The sequence below is a fragment of the Azospirillum halopraeferens DSM 3675 genome (assembly GCF_000429625.1).
Classification (GTDB): domain Bacteria; phylum Pseudomonadota; class Alphaproteobacteria; order Azospirillales; family Azospirillaceae; genus Azospirillum; species Azospirillum halopraeferens.
In genome coordinates this window covers 105,349-131,430 of sequence record NZ_AUCF01000016.1, presented here as the reverse complement: position 1 = coordinate 131,430, position 26,082 = coordinate 105,349, and the positions used below count along the sequence as shown (strand labels likewise).

Annotated in this window: 24 protein-coding genes; 12 read left to right on the top strand and 12 right to left on the bottom strand. The window is 70.7% G+C overall.

Annotated elements, in window-relative coordinates:
* Positions 1–39: 39 nt before the first annotated feature.
* From G472_RS0116690 to G472_RS33715, 5 genes are all read left to right on the top strand, one after another.
* Complete coding sequence (locus G472_RS0116690) at positions 40–1,047, top strand: TAXI family TRAP transporter solute-binding subunit (RefSeq protein WP_029009316.1); 1,008 nt, start codon at positions 40–42, stop codon at positions 1,045–1,047.
* Between the two features lie 27 nt (positions 1,048–1,074).
* Positions 1,075–2,985, top strand: a complete 1,911-nt coding sequence (locus G472_RS0116685) for a TRAP transporter permease (protein WP_029009315.1) — start codon at positions 1,075–1,077, stop codon at positions 2,983–2,985.
* Positions 2,982–3,911: an SMP-30/gluconolactonase/LRE family protein gene (locus G472_RS0116680; protein WP_029009314.1), complete on the top strand. Its 930-nt coding sequence runs from the start codon at positions 2,982–2,984 to the stop codon at positions 3,909–3,911. Before G472_RS0116685 ends, G472_RS0116680 begins: the two co-directional genes overlap by 4 nt.
* Positions 3,912–4,388: 477 nt before the next feature.
* A complete protein-coding gene (locus G472_RS0116675) occupies positions 4,389–5,546 on the top strand; it encodes a homocitrate synthase (protein ID WP_029009313.1) in 1,158 nt (385 codons plus the stop codon).
* Entirely contained in the window at positions 5,543–6,391 is an 849-nt protein-coding gene (locus G472_RS33715) for a DEAD/DEAH box helicase family protein (protein WP_084536703.1), read from the top strand. Before G472_RS0116675 ends, G472_RS33715 begins: the two co-directional genes overlap by 4 nt.
* A 36-nt stretch (positions 6,392–6,427) precedes the next feature.
* Here G472_RS33715 and G472_RS0116665 read toward each other — a convergent pair whose 3' ends face one another.
* Entirely contained in the window at positions 6,428–7,801 is a 1,374-nt protein-coding gene (locus G472_RS0116665; RefSeq protein WP_156927143.1) for a hypothetical protein, read from the bottom strand.
* Between the two features lie 262 nt (positions 7,802–8,063).
* On the opposite strand from G472_RS0116665, the gene G472_RS0116660 reads away from it, so the two are divergent.
* The 5 genes from G472_RS0116660 to G472_RS0116640 all read left to right on the top strand — a co-directional run bounded on the left by G472_RS0116660 (position 8,064) and on the right by G472_RS0116640 (position 13,093).
* The gene (locus tag G472_RS0116660) at positions 8,064–8,837 is read left to right on the top strand and encodes a substrate-binding periplasmic protein (protein ID WP_029009311.1); all 774 of its coding nucleotides are present in this window, start codon (positions 8,064–8,066) and stop codon (positions 8,835–8,837) included.
* A gap of 222 nt (positions 8,838–9,059) precedes the next feature.
* On the top strand, positions 9,060–10,682 hold the full coding sequence (locus G472_RS33710; RefSeq protein ID WP_169732822.1) for a methyl-accepting chemotaxis protein: 1,623 nt from the start codon (positions 9,060–9,062) through the stop codon (positions 10,680–10,682).
* Between the two features lie 185 nt (positions 10,683–10,867).
* Positions 10,868–12,076, top strand: a complete 1,209-nt coding sequence (locus G472_RS33705) for a hypothetical protein (protein WP_245593513.1) — start codon at positions 10,868–10,870, stop codon at positions 12,074–12,076.
* A gap of 95 nt (positions 12,077–12,171) precedes the next feature.
* Complete coding sequence (locus tag G472_RS0116645; RefSeq protein WP_029009310.1) at positions 12,172–12,525, top strand: DUF1428 domain-containing protein; 354 nt, start codon at positions 12,172–12,174, stop codon at positions 12,523–12,525.
* A gap of 229 nt (positions 12,526–12,754) precedes the next feature.
* Positions 12,755–13,093, top strand: a complete 339-nt coding sequence (locus tag G472_RS0116640; protein WP_029009309.1) for a hypothetical protein — start codon at positions 12,755–12,757, stop codon at positions 13,091–13,093.
* A 13-nt stretch (positions 13,094–13,106) separates the two neighbouring features.
* Here G472_RS0116640 and G472_RS0116635 read toward each other — a convergent pair whose 3' ends face one another.
* Complete coding sequence (locus G472_RS0116635; protein WP_029009308.1) at positions 13,107–13,799, bottom strand: response regulator transcription factor; 693 nt, start codon at positions 13,797–13,799, stop codon at positions 13,107–13,109.
* 184 nt (positions 13,800–13,983) lie between these two features.
* On the opposite strand from G472_RS0116635, the gene G472_RS37290 reads away from it, so the two are divergent.
* A complete protein-coding gene (locus G472_RS37290; RefSeq protein WP_029009307.1) occupies positions 13,984–15,954 on the top strand; it encodes a sensor histidine kinase in 1,971 nt (656 codons plus the stop codon).
* A 472-nt stretch (positions 15,955–16,426) separates the two neighbouring features.
* Here G472_RS37290 and G472_RS0116625 read toward each other — a convergent pair whose 3' ends face one another.
* From G472_RS0116625 to G472_RS0116615, 3 genes are read right to left on the bottom strand one after another with little or no spacing between them, the layout of a single operon-like run.
* The gene (locus G472_RS0116625) at positions 16,427–16,867 is read right to left on the bottom strand and encodes a periplasmic heavy metal sensor (RefSeq protein WP_029009306.1); all 441 of its coding nucleotides are present in this window, start codon (positions 16,865–16,867) and stop codon (positions 16,427–16,429) included.
* Entirely contained in the window at positions 16,864–17,292 is a 429-nt protein-coding gene (locus tag G472_RS33695; RefSeq protein ID WP_035692712.1) for a hypothetical protein, read from the bottom strand. The genes G472_RS0116625 and G472_RS33695 overlap by 4 nt, the downstream gene beginning before the upstream one ends.
* Complete coding sequence (locus G472_RS0116615) at positions 17,289–17,861, bottom strand: RNA polymerase sigma factor (protein ID WP_029009305.1); 573 nt, start codon at positions 17,859–17,861, stop codon at positions 17,289–17,291. Before G472_RS0116615 ends, G472_RS33695 begins: the two co-directional genes overlap by 4 nt.
* A gap of 286 nt (positions 17,862–18,147) precedes the next feature.
* Here G472_RS0116615 and G472_RS0116610 point away from each other — a divergent pair, with 286 nt between their 5' ends.
* On the top strand, positions 18,148–19,179 hold the full coding sequence (locus G472_RS0116610) for a hypothetical protein (RefSeq protein ID WP_029009304.1): 1,032 nt from the start codon (positions 18,148–18,150) through the stop codon (positions 19,177–19,179).
* Between the two features lie 8 nt (positions 19,180–19,187).
* Here the strand turns inward: G472_RS0116610 and G472_RS0116605 are convergent, their stop codons facing one another.
* From G472_RS0116605 to flgK, 7 genes are all read right to left on the bottom strand, one after another.
* Positions 19,188–19,469 carry a hypothetical protein gene (locus G472_RS0116605; RefSeq protein ID WP_029009303.1) on the bottom strand — a complete coding sequence of 94 codons (282 nt, stop codon included), beginning with the start codon at positions 19,467–19,469 and terminating at the stop codon, positions 19,188–19,190.
* Positions 19,459–20,085 carry a sigma-70 family RNA polymerase sigma factor gene (locus tag G472_RS33690; RefSeq protein WP_245593512.1) on the bottom strand — a complete coding sequence of 209 codons (627 nt, stop codon included), beginning with the start codon at positions 20,083–20,085 and terminating at the stop codon, positions 19,459–19,461. The genes G472_RS0116605 and G472_RS33690 overlap by 11 nt, the downstream gene beginning before the upstream one ends.
* Positions 20,078–20,566 carry a flagellar export chaperone FliS gene (locus tag G472_RS0116595; RefSeq protein WP_029009302.1) on the bottom strand — a complete coding sequence of 163 codons (489 nt, stop codon included), beginning with the start codon at positions 20,564–20,566 and terminating at the stop codon, positions 20,078–20,080. The genes G472_RS33690 and G472_RS0116595 overlap by 8 nt, the downstream gene beginning before the upstream one ends.
* Positions 20,567–20,673: 107 nt before the next feature.
* On the bottom strand, positions 20,674–22,341 hold the full coding sequence (gene fliD / locus G472_RS0116590; protein ID WP_029009301.1) for a flagellar filament capping protein FliD: 1,668 nt from the start codon (positions 22,339–22,341) through the stop codon (positions 20,674–20,676).
* A 66-nt stretch (positions 22,342–22,407) separates the two neighbouring features.
* Positions 22,408–23,232, bottom strand: coding sequence for a flagellin (locus G472_RS0116585; RefSeq protein ID WP_029009300.1), 825 nt, complete (start codon positions 23,230–23,232; stop codon positions 22,408–22,410).
* Positions 23,233–23,359: 127 nt separating this feature from the next.
* Positions 23,360–24,271 (bottom strand): flagellin, encoded by a 912-nt coding sequence (locus G472_RS0116580; RefSeq protein ID WP_029009299.1) that lies wholly within the window; start codon positions 24,269–24,271, stop codon positions 23,360–23,362.
* 9 nt (positions 24,272–24,280) lie between these two features.
* Positions 24,281–26,005, bottom strand: a complete 1,725-nt coding sequence (gene flgK / locus G472_RS0116575; protein ID WP_029009298.1) for a flagellar hook-associated protein FlgK — start codon at positions 26,003–26,005, stop codon at positions 24,281–24,283.
* Between the last annotated feature and the right edge of the window lie 77 nt (positions 26,006–26,082).

Here is a 26,082-nt window from a genome sequence, read left to right as displayed (position 1 = left end):
TCCGCCGGCCCGCCCGTCCTTTGGAGGAGACACAGACCCGTGCCCCACACCCTTCGCCGCTCCATCGCCGTCTTCCTGCTGTGTGCCGCGGCGCTGCTGCGGCCGGGCCCCGTCGCCGCGACCGAGCTGACCATGGCCACGGTGTCCCTGACCAGCGAGGACTTCCAGCTCGCCATGGCCTGGTCGGAGGTGCTGGGGCGGCAGAAGACCGGCCTGCGCATCACCCCCATCGCCACCGGCACCGCCAAGGGGCTGAGGCTGCTCTCCCTGGGGCGGGCCGACCTGTCGCTGATCGGCGCGCCCCATTACCTGGACGCGCTCGGCAGCACCGGCAGCTTCAAGGAGGACCCGCCGGAACTGGTGGAGGGCTACCGCCGCCTGCGGGTGCTGTTCGCCATCGACACGGGCATGGGCCAGTACGTGGTGCGCGACGACAGCCCGGTGCGCACGCTGGCCGACCTGAAGGGACGCCGGGTCAGCATCGGCCGTCCCGGCGGCAACGCCGGCCGCGTCTCCACCCATCTGTTCAAGGTGCACGGAATCGACCCCGACCGCGGCGACGTGAAGACCGAGTATCTGGACTACGGCGCCTCCCTGGACCGCCTCGGCAACGGCCAGATCGACGCCACGCTGGTGTGGGGCAGCGTGCCCCAGGCCGGCATCGACCAGGCGTCGCGGGGCACCCGGCTGCGCTTCGTCTCGCCCGACCCCGGCAGCCTGCCGGCCCTGCAGGCGGCCATCGAGAACGGCGCCCATTACGTCTATCGGACCATCCCCGCCGCCCGCATCGCCGAGGCCTACGGCGGCCGCGTCGCGAGCGACGGCGACGTGCGTTTCTGGACCTTCCCCTTCATGGTGGTGGTGCGCGCCGACATGGCGGAGGACACCGCCTACACCCTGTGCCGCACCTTCTGGGACCAGGTGGAGGCGGTGCGCGCCGGTTCCGCGGCGCTGGCGATGGTGGATCCGGCCAATGCCGCCTCCGGCCTGTCGGCGGAACTCCACCCCGGCGCCCGGCGCTGCCTGGCCGACATCGGCGCGCTGTAAGCGGCGCAGGCCGACGGAATCCGCGGCATGACCCTGACGACATCGACCATCGAAACGGCGTCCACCGTGGAAACGGTGCGCCGGTGGATCGGCCTGACCCTGTGCGGCGCGCTGTCCCTGTTCATCCTGATCGCCGCCGTGCACGGCCGTCTCACCGCCTGGGTGCAGTACGAGGTGGTGCTGATCCTGGCGCTGGGCGCTCTCTTCGCCCTGCGGCCGGGGCCGCTGCGCGACCGGCCGCTGGCCGATGCGCTGCTGTCGCTGGCGCTGGCCGCTGGCGGTGCGGTCTCCGGCATCTACATGATCGAGAACTACCGGGACATCGCGGCCTTCCGCGACGGTTTGCCCAACGCGCGGGACATGGCGGCGTACGTGGTGGGCACGCTGGTGGTCCTGGAAGGCGCGCGGCGGGCCGAGGGCTGGGCGCTGCTGTCGGTGGTGCTGGCGGCCATGGCCTACATGATGCTGGGCGGGCTGCTGCCGGGTTGGATCGGCCATCGCGGCCTGTCGGTCGGCGAGACGTTCGAGCTGGCCTACGGCAGCAACGGCATCTTCGGCGTGGCGCTGGGGTCGGTGGTGGAGATCGTCTTCATCTACGTGATCTTCGGCGCGGCGCTGCGGGTCACCGGGGCGGCGTCCTTCTTCGACTGGGCCGCCGGGGTGCTGGCGATGGGCCGGCGCTCGGGCTCGGCCCAGTGCGCCATCGTCGCGTCGGCGCTGTTCGGCTCCATCAACGGGTCGGCGCCGGCCAACGTGGTGGCCAACGGCGCGATCACCATCTCCATGATGCACCGCGCCGGCTTCTCCAGGGCCTACGCCGGGGCGGTGGAGGCGTCGTCGTCGGTGGTCGGCCAGCTCATGCCGCCGGTGATGGGGGTCGGTGCCTTCATCATGGCGGAGGTGACCGGCATCCCCTACGCCAACATCATGCTGGCGGCGCTGGTGCCGTCGCTGCTGTTCCTGTTCTCTCTGTCCTGCGTGACGGCGCTGGAGGCGGCCCGGCTGGGCATCCGCCCGCCCGAAGGGGTGGACGGGGTGTGGACGGCGGAGCGGCGCGCCCAGATGGCGGTGGTGTCGGGGGCCTTCGCGGTGCTGCTGGTGCTGCTGTTCGCCGGCTATTCCGTCGACCTCTGCGGCCTGGGGGCGATCGCGGCGCTGCTGGTGCTGTCGGCGCTGTTCCCCGAGACGCGGCCGGGGCCGCGCCGGATCGCCGCCATGCTGGTGGAGGGCGGGCGCGACGGGCTGGCCGTGGCGGTGGCCTGCGCCGCCATCGGCATCGTCATCGGCGCGGTGTCGTCCACCGGACTGGCGATCAAGGTCAGCCAGGGGATCGTCGCCCTGGGCCGGGCCGACCTGCTGCTGGCGCTGATCGCGGCGGCGGGCTGCGCGCTGCTGCTCGGCATGGGGCTGCCGACGGCGGCCTCCTACCTGCTGGTGGTGTTCGCCGCCGGGCCGGCGCTCAGCCAGCTCGGCCTGCCGACCCTCACCACCCATTTGTTCGTCTTCTACTTCGCGGTGATGTCGGCGATCACGCCGCCGGTGGCGCTGGCCGCCTTCGCCGCCGCCGCCATCGCCGGAGAACCGGTGCTGAAGATCGCGGCGCACAGCATGCGGCTGTGCATCGTCGCCTTCGTCTTCCCCTTCCTGTGGGTCTACCAGCCCGAGCTGATGCTGCAGGACCTGTCGCCGGCGGCGCTGCCCGGCGTGGTGCTGGCCATCGGCGCGCTGACCCTGGCGGTGCTGCTGCTGGCGGCGGCGGTGGCCGGCTATTTCGCGGGCCGGCTGGGGGTGGCGGAGCGGCTGGCGCTGGCCGCATCGGCGGCGCTGATCTACGCGCCCGAGCCGCTGACCACGTCCATCGGCTTCGCTCTCGGCGGCGGGCTGCTGCTGCGCCGCCTCTATCTCTCCCGTCGTCGAACCGTGGACGTGACACCATGAACCTCTACCCGCCACCCGAGATCCTGAAGGCCGAGGTCTTCGCCCGCCTGCCCGACAGCCTGCGCCGCATCGGCCGGCGCAGCGCCTGGGCAGACGCCAACAAGCGGGGGGAGGAGCTGCACTCCTTCCTGGAAGGCCCGGCCTTCGACGCGGCCGGCAACCTCTGGCTGGTGGACATCCCGTGGGGCCGCATCCTCCGCCTGTCACCCGACGGCGTCTTCACCGTGGTCGCCGAATATGACGGGGAGCCCAACGGCCTGGCCTTCCACCGCGACGGCCGTCTGTTCATCGCCGACTACAAGCTGGGCATCCTGGTGCTGGACCCCGCCACGGGGCGGATCGAGCCGGTGCTGGAGCGCAACCGCGGGGAGCGCTTCAAGGGCGTCAACGACCTGGTGTTCTCCGCCGGCGGCGACCTCTACTTTACCGACCAGGGGCAGACCGGACTCCACGATCCGACCGGGCGGCTGTACCGCCTGTCGGCCGACGGCCGTCTGACCTGCCTGTTCGATACGCTGCCCAGCCCCAACGGGCTGGTCCCCAACCGGGCGGAAACGGCGATCTACGTCGCCGTCACCCGGGCCAACGCCATCTGGCGCGTGCCGCTGGCCATGGACGGCACCACCTCCAAGGTCGGGCTGTTCATCCAGATCTCCGGCGGGCTGTCGGGTCCGGACGGGCTGGCGCTGGACGCCGACGGCGGCCTGTGGGTGGCGCACGCCGGCAACGGCTGCGTCTGGGGCTTCGACCGGTTGGGTGCGGCAAAATGGCGCATCGTCTCCGAGGTGGGCCTGTTCACCACCAACATCGCCTTCGGCGGCCCCGACGGACGCTGGCTCTACATCACGGAATCCGAAAGCGGGACGGTTCTGCGTTGTCGACTGACGGTTTCGGGTAAGTCCTTGTTCGGCCCGGAAAACCCCTGAGCGGGCCGGGGCGCGAATCGGGCGCCGGGGGTCCCGGGCGGCGGCGGGCGACCGTTGCCGCGGGGCTTCCGGCTGCCCCGCCCCATTCTAAAGTTCCAAATTTACCATTTGTTCAGGAGCGAAGTTTCGCTCAACGGGTTTTGCAACCCGCGCGATCTCATATATACGTATGATAACATTTGCGTTGCATTTGTTCAAATTGTGTCATACACAAAATGGGTGAGGCGTTGGTGGTGCGTCCCAGTAACGGGCCCGCGATCCGGCTTCAACAATTGAAAACATGACCTTCTCGGGTGATTGCTCGCGTGTTTCGGAAGAAGCAGGCTGGTGAACAGCAGTCGGTCGCAATGACGGCGGAATAACTCCCGCCCGGATAGCCGCCGTCAACTTCGTTTCAGACCCAATAACGCTCGGCGATTTCGGTCGGCCGGAACCCGGCCGCTCGTCCCGACGTACCGCCAACGAGGAAGCCGTACGATGTCGTTGAATCATTGCCTGATTGTTGATTCCACCCTGCGGGAAGGTGAGCAGTTCGAGCACAGCCATTTCACGCTGGCCGACCGCGTCGAGATCGCCGCGGCGCTCGACCGGTTCGGCGTCGATTTCATTGAGGTAACGTCGCCGGCCGTCAGTTCCGAGTCGCGCCGCGCCTGCGAGGCGCTGGTGGCTATGGGGCTGCGGGCCCGCATCGCGGCCCACCTGCGCTGCCACCCCGACGACGTCCGGCTGGCGATCGATGCGGGCATCACGGCCTTCCACCTGTTCATGGCGTCGTCGCCGATCCTGCGCGCCTCCAGCCACGGCCGCGGGGTGGAGGAGATCGTCGCCCGGGCGACCGAGGTCGCCACCATGATCCGCGCCGCCGTTCCGGACGCCATCATCCGCTTCTCCTGCGAGGACGCTTTCCGCAGCCCGCTGGACGAGCTGCTGGACATCTACCGCCCGCTGGCCGCCACCGGCCTGTTCGACCGCTTCGGAATCGCCGACACGGTCGGCGCCGCCAGCCCGCTCCAGGTCATGGAGACGGTGGCCAAGGTCCGCCGCCTGCTGGGTCCCGACGTGGGCATCGAGTTCCACGGCCACAACGACACCGGCTGCGCCACGGCCAACGCCTGGATGGCGGTGCTGGGCGGTGCCACCCACATCGACACCTGCGTGCTCGGCCTGGGCGAGCGCAACGGCATCACGCCTCTGGAGGCGCTGGTGGCCGCCATGTACGCGCAGGACCCCGAGGCGACGCGCGAGCGGTTCGACCTGCCCGCCCTGATGCCGCTGGCCGAGGCGGTCGCCGCCCGGGCCGGCATCGAGATCCCCTTCGACCACTGTGTCGTCGGATCCAGCGCCTTCACCCACAAGGCCGGCGTGCACAGCAAGGCGATCCTGGCCAACCCCCGCACCTACGAGGTGCTGGACCCCACCGACTTCGGGCGCGACCGCACCGTGATGGTCGCCCACGCGCTGGTGGGCCGGAACGTGCTGCGGGCGCGGGCCGATCAGCTCGGCTACGAGCTGGCGCCCGAGGCGCTGAAGGAGATCACCGCCCGGCTGAAGGAGATCGCCTCCCGACGCCGCGTCTCCAACGACGACGTGGACGCGCTGATCGCCGCCGCCGCCGACCGGAGGGCCGCGGCATGACCGCTCCGGCCCCGCATCCCTTCACCGCCATCGCTCCCGGCATCGCCCACGGCGCGCCGCTGCCCGCGGGATGGCGGTCCCTGGCCGACGCCGACGTGCTGGTCCTGGTCGGTGTCACCGGTGCCGGCAAGTCGACCGCCCTGGCCGCGCTCGACGCGCGCGGGGTGGAGTACACCCTGCTGCCCGACCGCCGCGTGGTGACCGACCGCGTCATCATCCCGCGCTACGCCGGCGGGCCGGTGGCCGACCGGGTACAGCGCTTCGCCATCACCCGCGCCTTCACCCGCGACGTCCCCGGCGGCATGGCCGCCGTGCTGGGCGAGCTGGCCGCCGACGGGCCGCGCTGCGCCCGGCCGCTGGTCTTCGACGGGTTGCGCGGCGAGGCGGAGGTCGCCCACGCCGTGGCACTGCTGCCGCGCGCCCGCTTCCTGGCCCTGACGGCGCCCGACCCGGTGCGCATGATGCGCCTGCTGGGCCGCGGCGACGCCTTCGACAGCGTCGCGCCGACCGGCGCCGCGGCACCGGCCGGTGCCGCGGAGCTGGAGCTGGCAGACCCCGACGGCATCCTGTCGCCCGCCGACGTGGAGCGGCTGCGCGTCGAGGTGGCCGCCGGCCGGCTGGACGCCGCCGAGGTGCGCGCCAAGTTCGCCATCATCGCGGCGGAGCGGCGCAACTACGACCCCGACCGCACGGTGGCGGTGCTGCGCACGCTGGCGCCCGAACGCTCCGCGGTGGTCGACACCACCCGTGCCGGGCCGGGAGAGGTGGGCGCCGTGCTCGCCCGCCTGCTGGTCGGCCTGCCCGCCACCTCCCCGGTTGCCGCCCCGGCCGCCGTCGCGGCGTAGGGGAGGGCGGGACGCCCTCCTCCCGGCGCCGGACGGTCAGGGGAGGAGGAGGGCGCCGCTGCGCACCATGTGCAGCAGCGCCAGCCCGGCGGCGCTGAGCACGCCCACCGCCAGGGCTCCCGTCAGGTTGCGGCTGAGCAGCAGGCGGGGGTAGGGCACCGCGAACATCTGGCCCGCCACCATCACCGTGACGCCCACGGGCGAGATGGTCACCGCCAGGCTCCAGCCGATGATCAGCGCCTGGGCGAGCGCCAGGCGGTCCACCGCTCCCGGCAGGCTGTCGAAGACGCCGAGCAGCACCGCGGCGGAGATGGCGGGGTGGAACCCGGCGGCCCCCGCCGCCAGCATGATGCCGATCGCCGCCAGCAGCAGGGGAAAGGCGGAGAGCCCCTGCAACAGCGGGGTGACGGCGGCGACGAAGCCGGGCAGCCCGGTCAGCACCGCCGCGAACACGTTGGCCCCCACCACCAGCAGCAGCTCGTCGCTGCCGTAGACGATCCCGGCCACGCTGGTGCGCAGGATGGCCGGCGCCTGCCGGATCCCGCGCAACGCGATGAGCGCGGCGGCGACCAGCGGCACCCCGACGACGACCGCACCCATGGCGCTCATGCCCGTCACGGCGATGATCGCGGCGAACAGGGCGGCGATGGCCGCCGATACCGGCAGCAGCGGCAACAGGCTGTGCAGGATGCGCACCAAACCGCGCGGTCCGGTGCCCGACAGGGCCAGGTCGCCGGCCAGCGCCGCCGCGGCGCAGGCGAGCCCCAGCGCAATCACCGTCGCCGTCGGCACGTCGCTCATCCGGTGCGTCACGAACGCGACCCCGACGAAGAAGGGCGACCAGAACGCCGCGAAGCTGATGCCCCGGATGGAAGCCAGTGCGGCGTCCCGCCGGCGCCGCTCGTCGGCATCGGAGGCCAGCAGCGGCGCCAGCACGGCGTGCGCGCCGAACGACAGGAAGCAGCCCAGCCCGAACGCCCCGACCGCGAATCCGGCTCCGGCCTGCCGGTTCTTCAGCCGGGCCAGGCGGCTGCGCACCTCGCCGATCGCCGGGCCGGCGTGGGTCACCGTGCGCAGAAGCTGGAGCACGCACAGGAAGGCGCCCAGCAGCATGGCGTTGTGCAGCCCCTGCCACACCGGGGCCAGCGTGCCGATGTGCAGGCTCACCCCCGCCACCGCCAGGGCCAGCACGGAGAAGAGGACGCGCGTCGCCCGCCGCGCCCGCAGCACCGCCGGCGGAACGAACAGCGCCAGAAGCACCGAGGCCGCATCGCCCAGCGGGCCGCTCCACGCCGGGACGACCAGCGCCGTGAACGCCAGCAGTGTAAGGCCCAGCAGAAGCATCCGGATCAGGGTGGCGACGGCGCCCCCCGGCTGGTCCGTCACCGCAGTGGTGGTGGCAGTGCGCACGCATCCCCCTTATGGTTGCCAAACCATGAATTATTTATGAATGGCACTCGCGGACTGTGACCATTGCGCTCATGGCACGACCATGTTTGACGCGCCTAGCGTGTCAGTATAGCATTTCCGCATAGCCGCCAATGCATAGCGCGGTATGTCGGATAAAAAGCCCGTCATAGGTGCGTCAATCCGTCCCAGTTTCCTTCGGCAGGCCTGTATCGGAAGGTTAGTTACGCGTCGATTACAACCTTTGGTCAAGTGAGGAACAAGAATGTTCAGCAGCAAGGAACGGAATCCGTTGGCATCGGCGTTCGGCGCCGCCGCCCGACTCGTGGCCGCCGGGGTGCTCCTGGCCGGCGCGTTCGGCGTGCAGCCGGCGGCCGCCCAGGTGACCCAGGCGGTCACGGCGAGCTTCGCCCCGCTGACCGACGAGTCGTCGCCCGACCGGAAGGGCCTGATCCACGACGTCGTCGCCGAGATGCTGAAGCTCCAGGGCATCAGCGCGCCGATCCAGTTCATGGCGTGGAGCGAGGCGGTGAAGATCGCCGACGGCAAGCCCGGCACCATCATCTTCCCGATGACGCGCACGCCGCAGCGGGAGGACAAGTACCTCTGGCTCGCCAAGGTGTTCGACATGAACCGCTCGTTCGTCACCCGTCCCGGCTCGCCGGCGGTGAACACGGTCGAGGCGGCCAAGGCGCTGAAGGCGGTCGGCACCACGGAGGCGAGCGCCTCGCTCACCTTCCTGAAGGCCAAGGAATTCACCAACATCGTCGAGATCAAGTCCTCGCGCGAACTGATGCAGGCCCTCAAGGACGGCAAGGTCGACGCGGTCTACCAGCCCAACCCGTTCGCCAAGGCGGACTGGAAGGCGGTCGGCGGCGACGGCGCGCTCACCGTGGGTGAGGTCCAGGAGGTCGCGGCGGCCTATCTCGCGGCCAACAAGCAGTCGTCCCTCAACCCCGACGACTGGCAAGGCGCGCTGCAGGTCCTGGAGCAGGACGGCACCTTCGAGAAGCTGGTCCAGGCCTACGGCATGAACTGATCCGGTGGCGTGCCCGCTTCCCCGCGGGGGGCGGGCACGCCGATCCGCCCGGGGTGGCTCCCGGTCGCGGATGCGAGGTGACATGGTTGCGGCGTCTGCGGCACGCCATGGCTTGAAGTGTGGCGCCCGGTGCCGCGGTGACGGCGGCGTCCCGATGGGAAGAGGAATCTCCAGATGTCGGTCGGTGATATGGCGGGAGCGGCCCCCCGGGGTTCGTTCCTCATGCGGAGCATCAATCAGAAGATCATCGCCTGCGTCGTGATCCTGCTGGCGCTGGGCCTGGGCGGCCTCATCACCTATCAGTCGATGCAGGCGCGCGACATCGCGCTGCGCGCGTTCGACCAGGGGTTCACCCGGGTGACGAAGCTGCTGGGCGACAACATGTCGGCCGCGGTGCGTTACGCGCGCGTCGAATCCATCCGGGGCGCCTATGACGGGCTGGCCCGCGATGCGGACGCCGGACTCGACGCCGTGCTGGTCTTCGACAAGTCGGGCAAGCTCCTCAATTCCTATGTCCGCGACGGCCTGGACGATGCGGTGATCACGCGCTTTGCGCAAGAGAGCCTGGCGCAGGCCGAAACGGGCAGCGTCGTCCAAACCTCCGACACGCAGACGCTGGTGATGGCCGCGGTCACCTCCGGCGCACAGAACGAACGGGTGGGCTACGTCGCCGCCGCCTGGAGCCGGCTGGCCATCATGGAGCAGATCGCCGCCAACACCCGCACCTCGGTCATGATCTCGATCGGCGTGGTGGCGGTTCTGGTGGCGGTGCTGTTCCTGGTGATCCGCTCCCTGATCATCGCGCCGACCCGCGAGATCTCGGACGCCATGCAGCGCATTTCCGACAACGACCTGAACATCCACCTGTCGTGCCTGCGGCGCACGGACGAGATCGGCACCATCGCCCGCGCCGTCGAGGTGTTCCGTGACAGCACCGCCAAGGTGCGCCAGCTCGACGCCGAGCGGGAGCGCATGGAGGCCGAGGCCGAGGCCAAGCGCAAGGCGCTCATCACCCGCCTGGCCGGGGAGTTCGAGGCGAACGTCTCCGGCCTGGTCGACAAGGCGCTGATGTCGGCGGGCGAGATGGGTGAATCCGCCCGCCTGATGGCCGGCCGCATCGCGCAGGCCGAGAAGGGCGCCGTGGAGATCGCCAGCGACACCAGTCACACCCTGCAAAGCGTGGGCAGCATCGCCTCGGCCACCGAGGAGCTGTCGGCCACCACGTCGGAGATCGCCCAGCGCCTCAACCAGTCGGTCGAGGGGGCCCGCGACACCGCCAACGCCGCCGACCAGACCAGCCACACCATCGAGGCGCTCGCCAGCCAGGCTCTGCGCATCGGCCACATCGTCAAGCTGATCAACGACATCGCCAGCAAGACCAATCTGCTGGCCCTGAACGCCACCATCGAGGCGGCGCGGGCCGGCGACGCCGGCAAGGGGTTCGCCGTGGTGGCCAGCGAGGTCAAGCAGCTCGCCAACCAGACCGCCAAGGCGACCGAGGACATCACCCTTCAGATCAACGGCGTCCAGGAAGCCACCCAGCGCGCGGTGGAGGAGATCAAGTACATCTCCAAGGTCGCCGAGGGCGCCCGGGAGATTGCCACCGGCATCGCCGCCGCGGTGGAGGAGCAGAGCATTGCCACCCAGGAGATTTCCCGGGCGGCCAGCACGGCCGCAACGGGAACCCAGGCGGTCGCCAGCAACATCGGCCTGGTGACCGATGAGGTGGTGGACGCCAGCCAGATGGCCAAGGATCTGCTGGACACCAGCCGCCGCGTGTCGGAGCAGTTCGACACCCTGCGCCAGCAGGTGGCGGAGTTCCTGAGGCACGTCCGCGCCGCCTGATCGGGCGCACCCCCCTCGACGCGCTGCCCGGCCCGGCCCATCTTCGGCAGGCCGGGTGGCGGGAAACAGGGGGAAGGAACGTGAGGAGTGCGCAAGGAAAGGGTCGGCGGCGGACGGGCGGATGGACGCGGTTCGGTCGTCCGGCGGTTGTCGCCCTGATCCTTGCCGGTGCAGCGGGGTCCGCGGTGGCGGCAGACGGGCTGCCGGGCGCCGGGTCACCGCTTGCGGAGCAGACCTGCGCCGCGCTGGCGGCGCGGGTGGACGGCGCCCCCGGCGACGGGCCGGTCTTCCTGCGCAGCTTCGACGGACCGGATGGGCAGGGGGAACCGGGCGAGCCGGCCCTGCGCTCGGCCGCCTTCAGCTACGACAACGCCCTGGCGGCGATCGCCCTGGTCGCCTGTGAGCGACCGGCGGCGGCGGTGCGGATCGGCGCCGCCTTGCTGGCCGCCGCGACGGATGATCGCACCGGGGAGACCGGCCGTCTGCGCAACGCCTACCGCGCCGGACCCCAGCCGGACCGGCCGGTTCCGCCCATGGGGTGGTGGGACGCCGCGGCGAACCGCTGGGCGGAGGACCCCTACCAGGTGGGCACCGCCACCGGCAACGTCGCCTGGGCGGCTCTGGCCCTGTTGACCCTGCACGAGGGCACCGGCGACACCGCGTTCCTGGAGGGCGCCGCCCGGCTGGCCGGCTGGATCGCCGCCAACGCCCGCGACCCGCGCGGGCCCGGTGGCTTCATCGGCGGCCTGCACGGCTTCGACGGGTCGGCCCGGCCGCTCACCTGGAAATCGACCGAGCACAACGCCGACGCGGCCGCCGTTTTCGGCTGGCTGGCCCGCACCGGCCACCCCGGCCCCTGGACGGAGCGGGAGGCGGAGGCGCGCTCCTTCCTCGATGCGGTGTGGCGGGCCGGCGAGGGGGGCTTTCCCATCGGCACGGCCCCCGACGGGGTGACGGTCAGCCATGCGGCATCGGGGCTGGATGCCCAGCTCTGGCCGCTGCTGCTTCGCGACGCCCCGGCGGCGTGGCGGCGGGCCATGGACCATGCCGAGCGCGCCCATGGGGTGGGCGACGGCTTCGACTTCAACGACGACCGCGACGGTGTCTGGCTGGAAGGCACGGCGCAGGCGGCGCTGGTCTACCGGATGCTGGGACGCGCGGCCGAGGCGGACCGTCGGCTGCGGCTGGTGGCGGCACACGTCAGTCCCGGCGGCTATGTGTGGGCGGCGGACCGGCCGCGCATCACCACCGGACTCGCCATCGGGCCGGACAGCACCACCGACGACTTCCACTATCACCGCTGGCCTCACCTGGGGGCCACCGCCTGGGCGGCGCTGGCCGCGCGCGGCTGGAACCCGTTCACCGGCCAGCCCGTGTCCGCCGCCCTTCCATGAGGGCGACGGCGGTTGATCGGCGGCAAATGCGTTGATATCAACCTATAAGCCGACCGCTCCGCTGCGGGGCGGCAGCCGGAGAGGGAGAGCACGCCATGGCTTACATTGATGGATTCGTCGCCGCCGTTCCCACGGCCAACCGGGAGGCGTTCCGCCGGCACGCCGAAGCCGCGGCCGCCGTGTTCCGGGAGAATGGCGCCCTTCAGGTGGTCGAGTGCTGGGGGGACGACGTACCGGAGGGCGAGATCACGTCCTTTCCCATGGCGGTGAAGCGGCGCGACGACGAGACGGTCATCTTCTCATGGGTCCTTTGGCCGTCCCGCGCCGTCCGCGACGAGGGCATGAAGACGGTAATGGCCGATCCGCGTGTCCGGGCCGACGTCAACCCCATGCCCTTCGACGGGAAGCGGGTGATCTTCGGCGGTTTCGACGTCCTCGTCGAAGCCTGACGCCCGGCTCCGGGGGAGGGGGCGAGCCCTCGCGTCATACGGTTTCCCCCTGAAGACTTCTACCGTATGCCCCTTTCAATGAAGGCCGGCGGCCTTCATCTGTCGGGTTCGACGGCTTCCAACAGATCCTGCGGATCTGCCGGAAGCCGCATCATACGACGTCGGATTGACGGCGCCCTCTCGCTCACGGGATACTGTCGGGACCGAACACGACGACACGAGCCGGCCCATGTTCGATCTTCACGGGGCGCTGCTGAAAAAGCAGGAGCACGAGTGCGCCCGGCTTGACGCGTTCCGGTTCCGCCACCGGGCGCGCACCATGCGCCTGCTGGCCGATTGGGCGCGGTCCCGGCTTCCCGCCGGGGGCGGCGCGCCCGATCCCGGTACTCTGGCCGAGGCGGTGGCGACCACCGCCGACGGGGCGCTGCTCGACGACCTGCACCGGCACCTGGAGCCGGCCGGCGTTTCGCGCCGCCAGCTCGACCGCCGCTACGAGCGGGCCCGGGCAGAGGCCTATCAGCAGTTGGTCGCCGAATTCGGCGACCCCAACCCGCACCCCCTGGCCTGATGCCGGTAACGGGCTACGGCAGCAGGATCGCGGAGAACACATAGCCGGAGGCGTACAGGGCCTGCACCGGCAGGGCGGTGCCGCACGCCCGCTCGACCTTGGTCTTCAGGCGGCGCACCAGCGCATCCAGGGCCCGGCTGTCGTGGTCCAGGGACGTGCCGTAAACGGCGAGGGACAGGGTGTGGCGGTCCACCGGCGTCTCCGGGCTGTCGGCCAGACGCAGCAGGAAGCGCATCTCCAGCTTGGTCAGGCGGATGGTGGTGCCCGAGGGCGCCACCAGGGACCAGCCCGTCCGGTCCAGCCGCCAGCACGGTGGCGGCACCGCACCGGATTCCGCGACCGGCACGGACCCCAAACGGCGACCGAGGGCGCGGACATGGGCTGCCAGTTCACGGAAGCTCACGGGCTTCGACAGGTAGATGTCCGCCCCGGCATCCAGCCCGGTCAACCGGTCATCCTCCATGCGGCGGGCCGTCAGCATGATGATGCCGAGATCGGAGGTGGCGCGCAGGCGCGCGGCGATCTCGAACCCGGACTCCCCCGGCAGGTTGACGTCCAGCACGACAATGTCGGCGCCTTCGGCGAGCACGGTATCGAGATCGGCGCCGCACCCCGCCTGGTGCACTTCGTGCCCCTCGGCCTGCAGGTACAGGGCCAGATCTTCCCGCAGCGCTGCTTCATCCTCGACGACGGCGATCCGCGCCATGGTTGCTCCGCCCGTTCCCGGTTCCCACCGCTCTCTCCGACGTATGGGCCATGGCGACCGCTTTCGTCAAAGCGATATTTTCGCGTTATTGAAACGCTTTGAAACGCCGGTGTCCTGACACTTGACCGAAGGTCGGGATTGACTTCTTCTCCTGCGGCCGACCGGGTCCCGTGGGAAGGTTCGCGTGAAGATTGCCGTCCTCGTTGCCATATTCCTGATTGCGGTCTCCGGCCTGTGGTCCCGTCCTGCCGCCGCCGCCGCCGTGACGGTCGCGGCCGGACCGGGAGCGACGGACGTGGTGGCCCTGGTCCCCGCCCTGGAGGTGCTGTTCGACCCCGACGGGGTGCTGTCCCTTGACGACGTCGCGCCGGAACGGGGCGGCGGCGGTGGGTTCCGCCCGCTGGCCGAAGGACCCTCGTCGTTCGGCCAGACGACCGGCGCCCTGTGGGGGCGAGTCCGTCTCGACCTGCGCGACGCCGCGGCAGCCGACCGCTGGCTGCTGGCCATCGAAACCCTGCTGATCGCGCGCGCGGACATCCACCTGGTCGGCGACGACGGCGCGGTGCTGCTGCACGCGGTGCGGGGGCTCGCCGTCGACGCCGTGCCGGCGGGGGAGATCCAGGACCGGGTGGACCTGACCCCCTTCGCGGGCCGAGAGATGACCCTGTACCTGTCCATCCGGTCGCGCTTCGCCCTGGTGATGACGCCGGTTCTGCGCACGGCCCTGGCCCAGATGCGGCATGAGGCGGAGATGCTCCGCATGCATGCCCCACTGGCCGGATCGATGGCCAGCGTGGCGCTGCTGTTCGGGGCGCACTGGCTGTTGCTGCGCATCCGGCTGTACGGCTACGCCTTCGGCGCCGCCCTCGGCATCCTGGCGACGTCCGTCTTCGGCTCCGGGCTCAACCGCGCCTACGGCCTGTCCTGGGCCGACAATGCCGACTGGTGGATTCTCGAAGGCGGCGGCGTCCTCGGCTTGTACTGCCTGCCTCTGTTCGTTGCCACCTATCTCGATCTGCCCGAGCATCGTCCGGTGGTTCACCGCCGGCTCCATCGTGTGGTGGCGGCGATGACCGCCGCCAACCTCGCCCTGATGGTGATGCTGCCGCACCGCCTGCTGACCGGCCTCACCGTCACGTTCTTCGCCGTGGCGGCGATCTCGCTCTGGCTCATGCTTTTGCAGCGCGGCGTCGGCGGGCGGGAACGCGGGTCGCTGCTGCTGGCCATGGGGCCGTTCCTGGTGCTGACCTCGCTGCACCTGGTGGCCTTCAACCGGTGGGCGCCGGAGTTGCTGCCGTGGCGGGGATGGGTGCGCGAGCTGTTTACCATGGGCCTCGCCACCCTGCTGATCGGCTTCGCGCTGGCGGTGGCCGACCAGATGCGCGTCCGCCTGGAAACCCTGGTCGCCCGCCGCACCCGCGAACTGACCGAAGCCAACGCCCGCACCGAGGAAGCGCTGGTCGCCGAGCAGGCGGCGCGCCAGCGGCTGCGGCAGTTCATCCGCATGGCCGCGCACGAGTTCAAGACGCCCCTGGCGGTGATCGACGGCGCGGCGCAGGTCCTTCCGCTGCTGGTGCAGCCGTTGGCCGATGATGCCCGGCGCCGGCTCGACAACATCCGGGCCAACGTGCGCCGGCTGCTGGGGCTCATCGACGCGTGCTTCGCCGAGGACCGGCTGGACGAAACGGGGCTGGTCCTGCACACAGCCCCCTTCGACCCGATGGCCATGATCGAGGATGTGGTGCAGCACCATCGCCTGCTGCACGCCCGGACCATCCGCGTGCGGATCGGGACGCCGCCGCCGAGCATTGACGGTGACGCGACGATGCTGCGCATGGTGTTCAGCGCCGTGCTCGACAACGCGGCCAAATACTCGCCGCCGCCATCGCCCATCGAGGTGAAGATCGGCGGCGCTCCCGACCGCCTGGAGGTGCGCATCCTCGACCGCGGCTGCGGCGTTCCCGCGGCGGATCGGGAGAACCTGTTCCGGCGCTATTTCCGCGCGTCGAACGTCACGGCGGTGCCGGGGACCGGGCTCGGCCTGTACCTGGCCAGGGCCATCGTCGTCCGCCACGGCGGCAGCCTGTCCCTGGACGACCGTGACGGCGGCGGCACCGCCGTGACGATCCGGCTGCCCGCCGCCGGCCGGGAGTGACCCGGCGGCATCGGACCGCTCGTCCGGAGGCCGGGAAGGCCGACGGCCCGACCTTGCCGTCCGGCAGCCGATGGGCGAAGCCGTGGATGAGCGATCAGGCGCCGGCGGCACCTCCGCGATCGGGCGGGCGTCCGGCGGGAATCCGACCTCCGGCGGTTCGTGGACGGGGCGGTGGCGCGGTACGGCAGCCTCCACGTCGCATTCAATTGTGGAAGCCTCTCCTTGATCGGATGGCCGGGACGAGCAGCCGGCCGTACCCGGTGATGCCGTCGAGAGCCTTCCACCCGCGCCGCCGAGCGCTCGGTCAGTGCTGCCTGCTTCACGAGCAGCGCGTGTCCCTCTCCGCGTCAGTCAGGCGATAGCGGGGCGGCGCTCGACGACATCCGCCGCGGCATCCGGGTCGACGCGCCGCTTCCGGGTTCCACCGACACCGCCCCTGTCCGCGGGATCGCGGGCATGCTCGACGCTCCTCTCACCGGCCGAGATCCGCGAGGCGGTGGCGGCCCTCGTCGGACAGGCGGTTCAGGGTTTCGACCACCCGCGCGTCCACCCGACGGCGCAGGTCCAGTTCCATCGTCCGGGTCCGGTCGAAGGTGCGCGCCAGCGCGTCGGCGTCGAAGGTATCGGCGGTGAGGCTCTCGCGCAGCTTGAGGCGCAGCACCTCGATGTTGGCGTGTATCGCCGCCAGGCTGGCACGCTCGGTGGCGAAGGCTTCACGCAGCAGTTCGGCGTCCGCCGGTCCCAGAACGCCCGACGCGCGCTCGATGAACTGCTCGAAGCGATGCTCGGGGGAGGGCGGCGGCCGATGGTGCCATGCCCGAGCGGCGAGGACGACGCCGAAGAACATGTTGAGCCCCAGCGAGGCAACCAGCAGATACCATGGCCAGCGGCACCGGACGGTCGGCCGGATCATCGCATCATCTCGGTGTAGCCGCTGGTCACCACGATGTCCCAGCCGGAGACGGCGCACGCCGTCTGCGCCGGCCAGAGACCCTGGCTGGTGGCGGCGATCCCGGCCATCGCCATGATCGCCAGCAGTCCCGCCGCCGGCCAGAAGCGCACCGGGGCGGCGGCCGCGAACAAGGTGATCCCCGGTGACGGCGGGGGCCCGTCGATGTGCCGGGCGATGGCGTCGAGCACGCGCCGTTCGCTTGCCTGCGCCATCACGGGTGCGGCCCGGTCGAGAAGGGTATCGAGCGCCACGGCTTCCGCCAGGATGGCGCGGGCCTCGTCCGAGGTCCGGAGCAGGGACATGGCCTCGCCGCGGTGCGGCGCCGGCCAGCGGTCGATGGCGCCGCCGTAGAGGTCGGCGCAGTGATTGAACTCTTTGAGTGTCATGTCGGGTCGCCGTCCTTCTGACGGTTCATGAAGTGAAGCCGGGAACGGACCATCCGTCGCGCCCGGACCAGCAGGCTTTCCATTGCCGGTATCGAAACCTGAAGAACCTCCGATGCTTGCGCGCAACTCATCCCCTGATAATAGCACAGGCTCAGTGCCGCCCTCTGGCGTTCGGGAAGGGCGGCGATGGCGGCATCGACTGCCGCCGCCATCTCGCGTGCGGCGATGGCGGTGTCGGCGGCGGCGGCGGGGTCCGGCACCTCCGCGGCCTCTTCGAGGGGCCGGAAGTTCCGCCGGCGCCGCTGGTCGATGGCACGGTTGACGACGATGCGGTAAAGCCACGTCGTAAACCGCGTGCCGTCGCCCCGCCAGCGGTCGGCGTGCGTCCAAATCCGCAGAAAGGCGTCCTGGACCACCTCCTCCGCGTCGGCGTCGCTGGCGACGATGCGCCGCGCCAGCGCCAGACTGCGGCGCAGGTGACGGCGCACCAGCGCATCGTATGACGCCCGGTCGCCGGCGGCCGTCCCGGCCATCAGCGTTTCATCGTCCGCCTCGTCGAACCCCTTCACGCGACGTCCCTTGTGCCCGGTGTCTCCGCCGGGCGGGCCGGGCCGCCGCGGGGTGTGTCCCCATGATACGCCCCGCCGGCGCACTTCCAGCGCCCCACGGCGAAAATTTTCGACTTATTGTCGGAATTTTTCTTTCATGCGAGCGCTGGACTCCGGCCGGCGACGCGTCAAACCGGTCATCGGACCGCGAGGGGCCGGACGGCGGACTCCGCCGGCCCCTTGCCCCCGGTTCCCAACGGCCGGATTCTCAACGGCCGGATTCCCAACGGAAGGACGCAACCGGTTCATGAACACCGCGGACGGATCCGGGACCGACGGTCCCATGGCGGGCGGCTGGCAGACCTGCGACCGCCGCTTCGAGATCGGCCGCGCCGGGCGGCAACGGCGCTTCGCCATTCCGCAATGGGCGGGCGAGCCCCTGGAGGGCAAACGGCTGTTCATCTGGCGCGAACAGGGGGCGGGGGACGAGTTCCTGTCCGCCTCCTGCTACGCCGACGCCATCCGCCGGGCGGCGCAGGTGATCATCGAATGCGACCGCCGCCTGGTGCCGCTGTTTTCCCGCTCCTTCCCCCGCGCCGTGGTGCGGGCCGAGCAGCCCGTGCGGGGCCGTCCCGTCATCGAGGGGGTGGAATGCGACGTCCACATCCCCGCGGGATCGCTGCCGGGGCTGCTGCGGCCGGTCCTGCCGGCGTTCCCGCCGCGGTCGTCGTGGCTGTTCCCGGACGGCGGTCGCCTGTTGGACTGGCGCATACGGGTCGACGGTCTGGCCGACGGGCTGCGGGTCGGCATCGCCTGGCGCAGCCGCTTCATGACGCCGGCCCGCCAATGGAACTGTGTGGCGCCGGAGGCGTGGGGGCCGGTGCTGACGGTGCCGGGCGTCACCTTCGTGAACCTGCAGCACGACGACTGCGACGCCGAGATCGAGCGGGCGGAAGGCCGGTACGGCACGCCGATCTACCAGATGTGCCGGCTCGACCTGGCAAGCGACGTGGAGAACACGGCGGCGCTGGTCGCCAACCTGGACCTGGTGATCGCTCCCGCCAACTCGGTGGCGGAGCTGGCCGGTGCCCTGGGCGTTCCGGTGTGGCGCTTCGGAGAGCGCGACCGGCCGGGCAGGGACGCCGGCCTCCGCTACCCCACCATGCGCGTCTTCACCCCGCGGCCCGGCGCGTGCCCGGCGGACGCGCTCGCCCGCATCGCGCGGGAGCTGGGCCGCGCGGTCGCGCTCGCCCGCTCCGCCGCGGCCGCGGCACCCGCCCCGGCCCGCCGGCAAACCGCCGGCCGCCGTGCCACGCCGGGCGTGTCGAAGCCCCATTGACGCGGGAATCACATGACGTCGCGGCGGTGTTCCGGTGTTCCGGCAACGCCGTCGCCGGGCGCGGCGTCGGTGCCGAAAGCGGCGTCGAAGATCCGGTCGGCGAGATCGGCGGCGGGCTCGCAGTCCGATTCCGCAAGGGCCAGTTCGATCGCCACCATCTCGTCCAGCATCGCCCGGGCGACGGGCGATCGGGCCAGCAGGCGGCGCGCCTGCCCCAGCGTCGGGCGCGGCCAGCGTTCCGGATCGCCGCCGTGGCGGTCGAGCAGCGCGCGAAACTCGTCATCCGTCATCGAAGCTGTCCCTGGCGGCGGCGGCGCTGGCCCGCAGCAGGATGCGGAGCTGCTGGCGGGCGCGCTTCAGAAGCGACTCTACCGCAGTCACGCTGATTTGCATAACGGATGCGACCTCGGCGTTGCTCAGGCCCTCGTAATAGAACAGGGCCAGCGCCGCGCGCTGCTGCGCCGGCAGCTTCTCTCGGGCGTCCCGCAGGCGCGCCGCGACCTGGCGGCGCTGGATGGTGCTGACCGCATCGGGCGCCCCGTCCGCCCGTTCGTCCACCGCATCCAGATCCTCGCCGGCCGGGCGGCGGCGGTAATCGACGCAGCGGTTCACCACCACCCGGTAGAGCCAGGTGGTGAAGCGGGCCCCCTCGTCGGTCCAATGGGCGCGCCGCTGCCAGACCTGCAACAGGGCGTCCTGCACGATGTCCTCGGCCTCGCTGTCGCTGCCGGACATGCGGCGCGCCAGCACGTAGGTGCGCCTGAGGTGGCGTTGCACGAGAACGCGGTAGGCCGCCCGGTCGCCGGCGCGGATGCGCGCCATCAGGACCTCGTCGGTCTCTTCCCCGGCAACGCCGCTGCTGCGGGAGTCCGGCGCCGTCGCATCGACGCACCCGGTCTCAGCCAAACATCCCTCCGCGCGCATGATCCATGGATCTCCCGATCCCGGATGCGTGCGGCCCTTTGGCCGGAGCCCCGGTGCTGGCGTTGGACCCGCCGCGTTCTGCGGCGATGGTCTGCCATGCCTTCGCCATGACGGCGAGCTGGCCGATGATGGCCTCGGTCGCGGCCACCGGATCCCGTCGGGCGGCGGCGATGCCGGCCTGCCGGATCAGGGATCGGTAGAAGTCCCGCAACGTCCGTGCAACGTCTCCACCTTTGACCGGATCCAGGATGGAATCAAGCCCCGCCAGAATGATGACGGCGCGATCGACGGCGTTGTGGTGGGCGTCGAAGCGGCCCTCGCGCGCGGCGTCGCGCGCCAGGTGGAAATGGGTCAATGCCCGTTCGTAGAGGCGCACGACGGCAACCAGCGGCGGGATGGCCGTGCTGTTGGCGGTGGCGTAGGCGGCGAGCGCCCGGGTCAGGGTCGCAGTGGGGTGCGTCATGGCGCTGGTCCTTCAATAACGGCATGACCCTGTCGGCCGATGCCACGGCATTGATCTGTCGGGTTTCACGGCCGCAAACCAATGGAACGGATCATGTCCCGGCCGTATCAGTCGTCGTTGCCGGTCTTGTAGGTGAGCTGTCTGAGCAACAGCGCCGCCTGTTCGGCCGCCGCTTCCAGACGGGCGTAGTAGGAGGTCAGATGGGCGCGGTAGGTCTCGGCGCTGCTGCGGATGGTGTCGGAGCGGGTCTGCATCGACGCGTTGTCGGTCTGCATCTGGCCGATCACCGTGGCGATGGTTCCGGTGCGCTCGTCGGCGTACCCGGCCAGCGCCGTGTAGAGGCGATCGGCGAGCCCCTGTGAGAACGAGAGGTCGACGCTGCCCCCGGTGCCGCTGTAGACCAGCACCAGGCCGGCGACGGCGGTGCCGTCGTTGCCGATGATGCGGTTGCCGCTGACGCGGAACAGGGAGTCGTCACCGTCGACCGTGGCCGAGGCGATCGTGCCGTCCTCGTTCATGGTGATGTCCAGGGTGAAGGCCGACCGGCCGAGGGCCTTGTCGTAGCGCAGCAGCCGGATGTCGGCGGAGGAGCCGGTCATCTCCAGCCCCAGCAGTTGGCGCACCCCGTCGATGTTGCCGGTCAGGGCGGCGTTGAGCGCGGTCTCGTCGATGGTCAGCGTGTTGTCGTTCCTGAACCGGATGCCGAGGCCGGCGAGCGAGAGCGCGCCGTCCGCGGTCGTCACGGAGGTGTTGAGGACGTCGTACACGGCGCTGTTGATCTGGCGCAGCAGGCTGTCGGAAAACAGGACGGCTTCGTCGCTGCGGGTGCCACGGGAGGTGGTTGCCTGCTGGGCGACGACGAAAGCGCGATAGTCGTTGTAGGCGTCGACGAAGCCGGTGATGGCGGCCTTGATCGACGCCAGGTCCTCCGACACCTCCACCGTGATCGTCTCGCCCGGCGTGGCGGCGTAGAGATCGATGGTGATCCCTTCCAGGGCATCGGTGATGGTGTTGGTGCTGCGCGTGACCTCCACCCCGTCGATGCGGATGACGGCATTCTGTGCCGCCGTCAGTTCGTCGGTGAACGTGCCGTCGTCGCCGATGAGGCCGAGGCCGGTGAGCACACCGCCGCCGCCATCGCTCGCCGCGATCGGCTTGCCGGAGTCGTTGGCGGTCAGGATCAGCCGGAATTCGTTCCCGGTGACGTTGACGATGCTGGCGGTGACGCCGGCGGTCCCCTTCTGCGCGTTGATGGCATCGCGCAGGTCGGTCAGCGACATGCCCGCATCGACCGTGATGGTCACCGCGGTGCCGCCCTCCACGCCCAGCGTGAACGGACCCGTCAGGCCCAGCGCATCGGTCCGGCTCGGCATCGCGGTGGCGGCGACCTTGTGGCGGGTAGCGAGCTGCACCACCTCCACCGCGTGGACCCCGGTCTCGGTGCCGGGCGCCACGGTCACCGCCATGGCCGACGTGTTCGACAGGTAGGCCGCGCGCAGGTCGAACAGATTGTTTGTGGCGCCGGAGGAGGCGGTGCGGTTGCGCAGCCCGTCGATCGCCCCGTTCATCGCCTGAAGTTTGGCCATCAGGTCGCTGTAGGCGGAGATCTTCGTCTCATTCGCCGTGATCCGGCTGTCGATGCGGTCGGCCGGCATCAGCCGCTTCGCCACCGCGGCTTCAATCAGCGCGGAATAGTCGATGCCGGTGCCCGAGTTCGACGCCGTCAGCGCCGACGTCCCGGTGGAAGCGGTGTAGTTGGTCGAGATCTCCGTCATGGTGCGACGCCCCCGGTCGGTGGGTGGCTCCCCCGGACATGGCCGGGGGAGGAAGCCGGCAGCGGATTACCGCAGCAGCGACAAAAGGTTCTGCGGCATCTCGTTGGCCTGGGAGAGGACGGCGATGGCCGCCTGGGTCAGCACCTTGGTGGACGCCAGCTTCGCCTGCTCCGCGGCGACGTCCACGTCCATGATCGCCGACTGCGCCGCCTCGGTGTTCTCGATGGTGGTGGCGAGCATGGCGCCGCGGAATTCGAAGCGCGAGATCAGGGCGCCCACCTGGGCCCGGGAGTTCGACAGGGTCTCCACCGCCGTGTCCAGGGCGGTCAGGGCGGCGCCGGCCGTGGCGGCGGTGGTGACGTCCAGCGCATTGATGGCGAGGCCGGTGGCGCTGACGTCGGCGATGGAGACGGTGATGACGTCGGTCGCCTCCGTTCCCACCCGGAAGTCGATGCCGGTCGCCCAGTTGCCGGTGCCGTCGAGCAGCGGGTCGTCGTTGAAGCGGGTGCCGCTGGCGATGCCGCTGATTTCTTCGATGAGCTGCTGGAACTCGGCGTTCAGATAGCCGCGCTCGGTGTCGGTCACCGCCCCCGACATGGCCTGGGTGGCGAGCGAACGCATGCGCTGCACGATGTCGGAGATCCGCGACATGCCGCCGTCGGCGGTCTGAAGGATCGAGGACCCGTGGGACGCGTTGGTTGCCGCCTGTTTCAGCACCGTCACGTCGGAGATCAGCGAGGTGCCGACCGCCAGGCCGGCCGCATCGTCCGACGCCTTGGTGATGCGCGAACCGCTGGCGATCTTCGACACCGAATTCGCCTGGTTCTCGGAATTGATGTTGAGATAGCGCAGGGCCGAATTGGCCGCCGTGTTGGTCGAGATGACGGGCATGATTTCAGTCTCCTGGATGGGCGGGCCGGCCGCGGGGCCGGCCCGGCGGCGGAAGGGTCGACGAAGCCGGCCCTTGCTGTTTCCACGGACGGACGGGGGAAAGCTGGCGCGGTTTTTTCCGGCCGTATCAGAGGTACTTCAGCAGATTCGTCGTCTCCAGGGTGCGGATCAGGCTCAGGGTTGCCTCAAGCGAGGTCCGGAGCTGCGACGCGCGGGTCGCCGCCTCGGCCAGGTCGATGGCGCGCACGTCGTCCACCCGGGTTTCCAGGACGAGCTGTTCCTCCAGATGACGGTCGATGGTGCGTTCCAGCGTCGCCGACGTGGCACCCAGGCGCGTCTGCACCACCGTCAGCGCGTCGGACGCCGCGTCCGCCAGCTCCGCCGCCTCGTTCACCCGGTCGGTGTCGATCGGGTCCGTCGGCATGGTGGCGAGCAGGTTGATGGCGCGCAGCGCCTTCTCGATGGCCGGGTTGTCGGCCGTTACCCCGTATTCGAGGATCAGGTCGTCGGAGGCGCGGAACAGGGCGATGGTGCCGTCGCCGGAGTAATAGCCGGTGTCGGGGCTCGACGGGCTGGGGGGCGGGGGATAGACGGTGCCGTTCACGCTGACCGGCGCGCGGTCGGTGACGGCACCGGCGAACAGGTAGCGGCCTTCCAGTTGGGTGTTGAGCAGGGCGGCGAACTCCTCCAGCAGGGCGGCCGCCTCACTGCGGATGCCCTCGGCCCCCTTGCCCGCGGCTCCTTGCAGGCTGGTGACCAGGGCCTCGACCCGGTTGGTGAGGTCGATCATGCCGCCGACCGCACTGTGCATGGCCTGGATGCGGCCGTTGACCACCTCGCCCTCGTCCACGTACCGTTCGGAACGGCGGTAATAGCTCTCCAGGTTGATCAGGCGGCCGCTGTCGTCGGCGATCCCCTTGTAATCGGTGGATTTCAGGCCCGTTGCCGCCTGCACCTGAGCGGTGGCGGTGTTGGCCTCCGCCTTCAGCATGTACCGGACGAGCTGGGACTGGTGATGGGCGGTGGCAACCCGTTCCATGGTGTCCTCCTATCGCACCGTGCCGAGCGCGGTGTCGAACATGTCCCGCACCGCCTGCATGACCGCCGCAGCGGCCTGGTAGGCCGTTTGCAGGGATTGGATGGCGGCAAGCTCCTCGTTGAGGTTGACGCCGCTTTGCGAGGCGAGCCGGCCGGCCAGCCCGTCGGTGTAGGCGCTCTGCGCCTCCAGGCTCGACGCGGCGCCGGCGGCGGCGGTGGCGATGCCCTGGACGATGGCGCCGGCGTAGCCGGCGAACCCGGTGGTGCGCGCCGGCAGGCCGCCGGCGGCGGGAAAATCGACGGTCCCGGAGAACGCCGCACTCAGCGCCTGCGCGATGGTGGCGTCACCCCTGGCGAGCGCGGTGCTCCCCGCCGTCAGGCCGGCGTCCGTGGACAGGGTACCCGCCGCCAGCCGGCTGCTGTCGGCGGCGATGGCGGCGGACACGTTCAGATCGCCGGCGCCGCTGCCGGCCAGCAGATCGTTCATCCCGAACCAGGCGGAGAATCCCTTGCCGCCGGGGCCGACCGCATCGTCGATCCCGGCGAGCGCCACCCCGTTCGCGGCGTCGTCGGCGGTGAGCACCAGCTTGCCGTCGGCCGACAGGGAGGCGGACAGGCCGGGCACCGCGTCGAGGGCGTCGATGGCGTCCTGCACGGTGGCGAAGCCGGACAGATCGAAGTCCTGCACGGACACGGCGGTGCCGTTGGCTCCGGTCACCGCGACGCGCAACGTGCCGGAGGCCGACAGGGCGTCGCCGGCGGTGACCGTGCGGGTGCCCGTCAGGGTCTGCGGCGCCGGCACCGCGGTTCCCCGGTTGTGGATGTCGTTGAGCGTGTCCTTCAGCGCCAGCGCCAGGGTGTCGAGGCTCGCCTGCTGTGCCGGCAGGGTCTCGTCCCGCAGGGTGATCAGCGCCCCCAGCGTGCCGGACCGGATCGCCGCGGTGGCGTCCTTGCCGTCGACGGTGATGGGGCTGAAGGTGGTTCCGGGGCCGACCGACGCCGCCGGCGTGTAGGACAGCCGGTGGACGGAGGAGTCCAGCAGCGCCGTTCCCGACGCGGTGGCGATGCGCACCTGTCCGTTGGCATCGGTCTGATAACGGATGTCCAGGTGGCCGGCGAGATCCTGCAGCGCCAGATTGCGCCTGTCTTCCAGGTCGGCGGTGTCCTTGCCCAGGGCTTTGGCTTTGACGATCCGGTCGTTGAGGTCGGCAATGGTGTCCAGGTTCCGGTTCACCGCCTCCACGGTGGTGGCGATCTCGTTGTCGACCTGATCGCGCATCGATTGGACCGTGGCCGAGGCGGAGCGCAGGGATGCCGCCACATTCGCCAGATCCTGAACGACCACCGCTTTGGCGCTGCCGCTTTCCGGCGAGGTGGCGAAGGTGGCGAGCGCGTTCGCCAGGGTGTCGATCATCGCCGCCGTCCCGGTGCCGGAATCGACGGTGCCGAGGGACGATTGCAGCCGGTCCAGCCACTCGCCGGTGGTCTGCGCGGCGCCGAGGCCGGTCCTGGCGGCCACCAGCGTCTTCATGAGCTGCAGGTCGATCGTGCTGCCGATGCCGGTGACGTCCACCGACGACACCCCGTTGCCCGTGCCGCGGGCGGCCACGGTGGCCGTCTTGCGGGTGTACCCCTCGGTGTCGACGTTGGCGACGTTCGCCGAGGCGACCGACAGGCCCACCTCGTTGGCCCGCAGCGCCGCGTTGGCGATGCTGCCGGCAATGCGCAGGGACATGGCGGTAATCCTTCCTTCAGACGGCCGGAAAAAGATCCGTTCCATTGGTTTCCGGCCGTGAGACCCGACAGATCAAT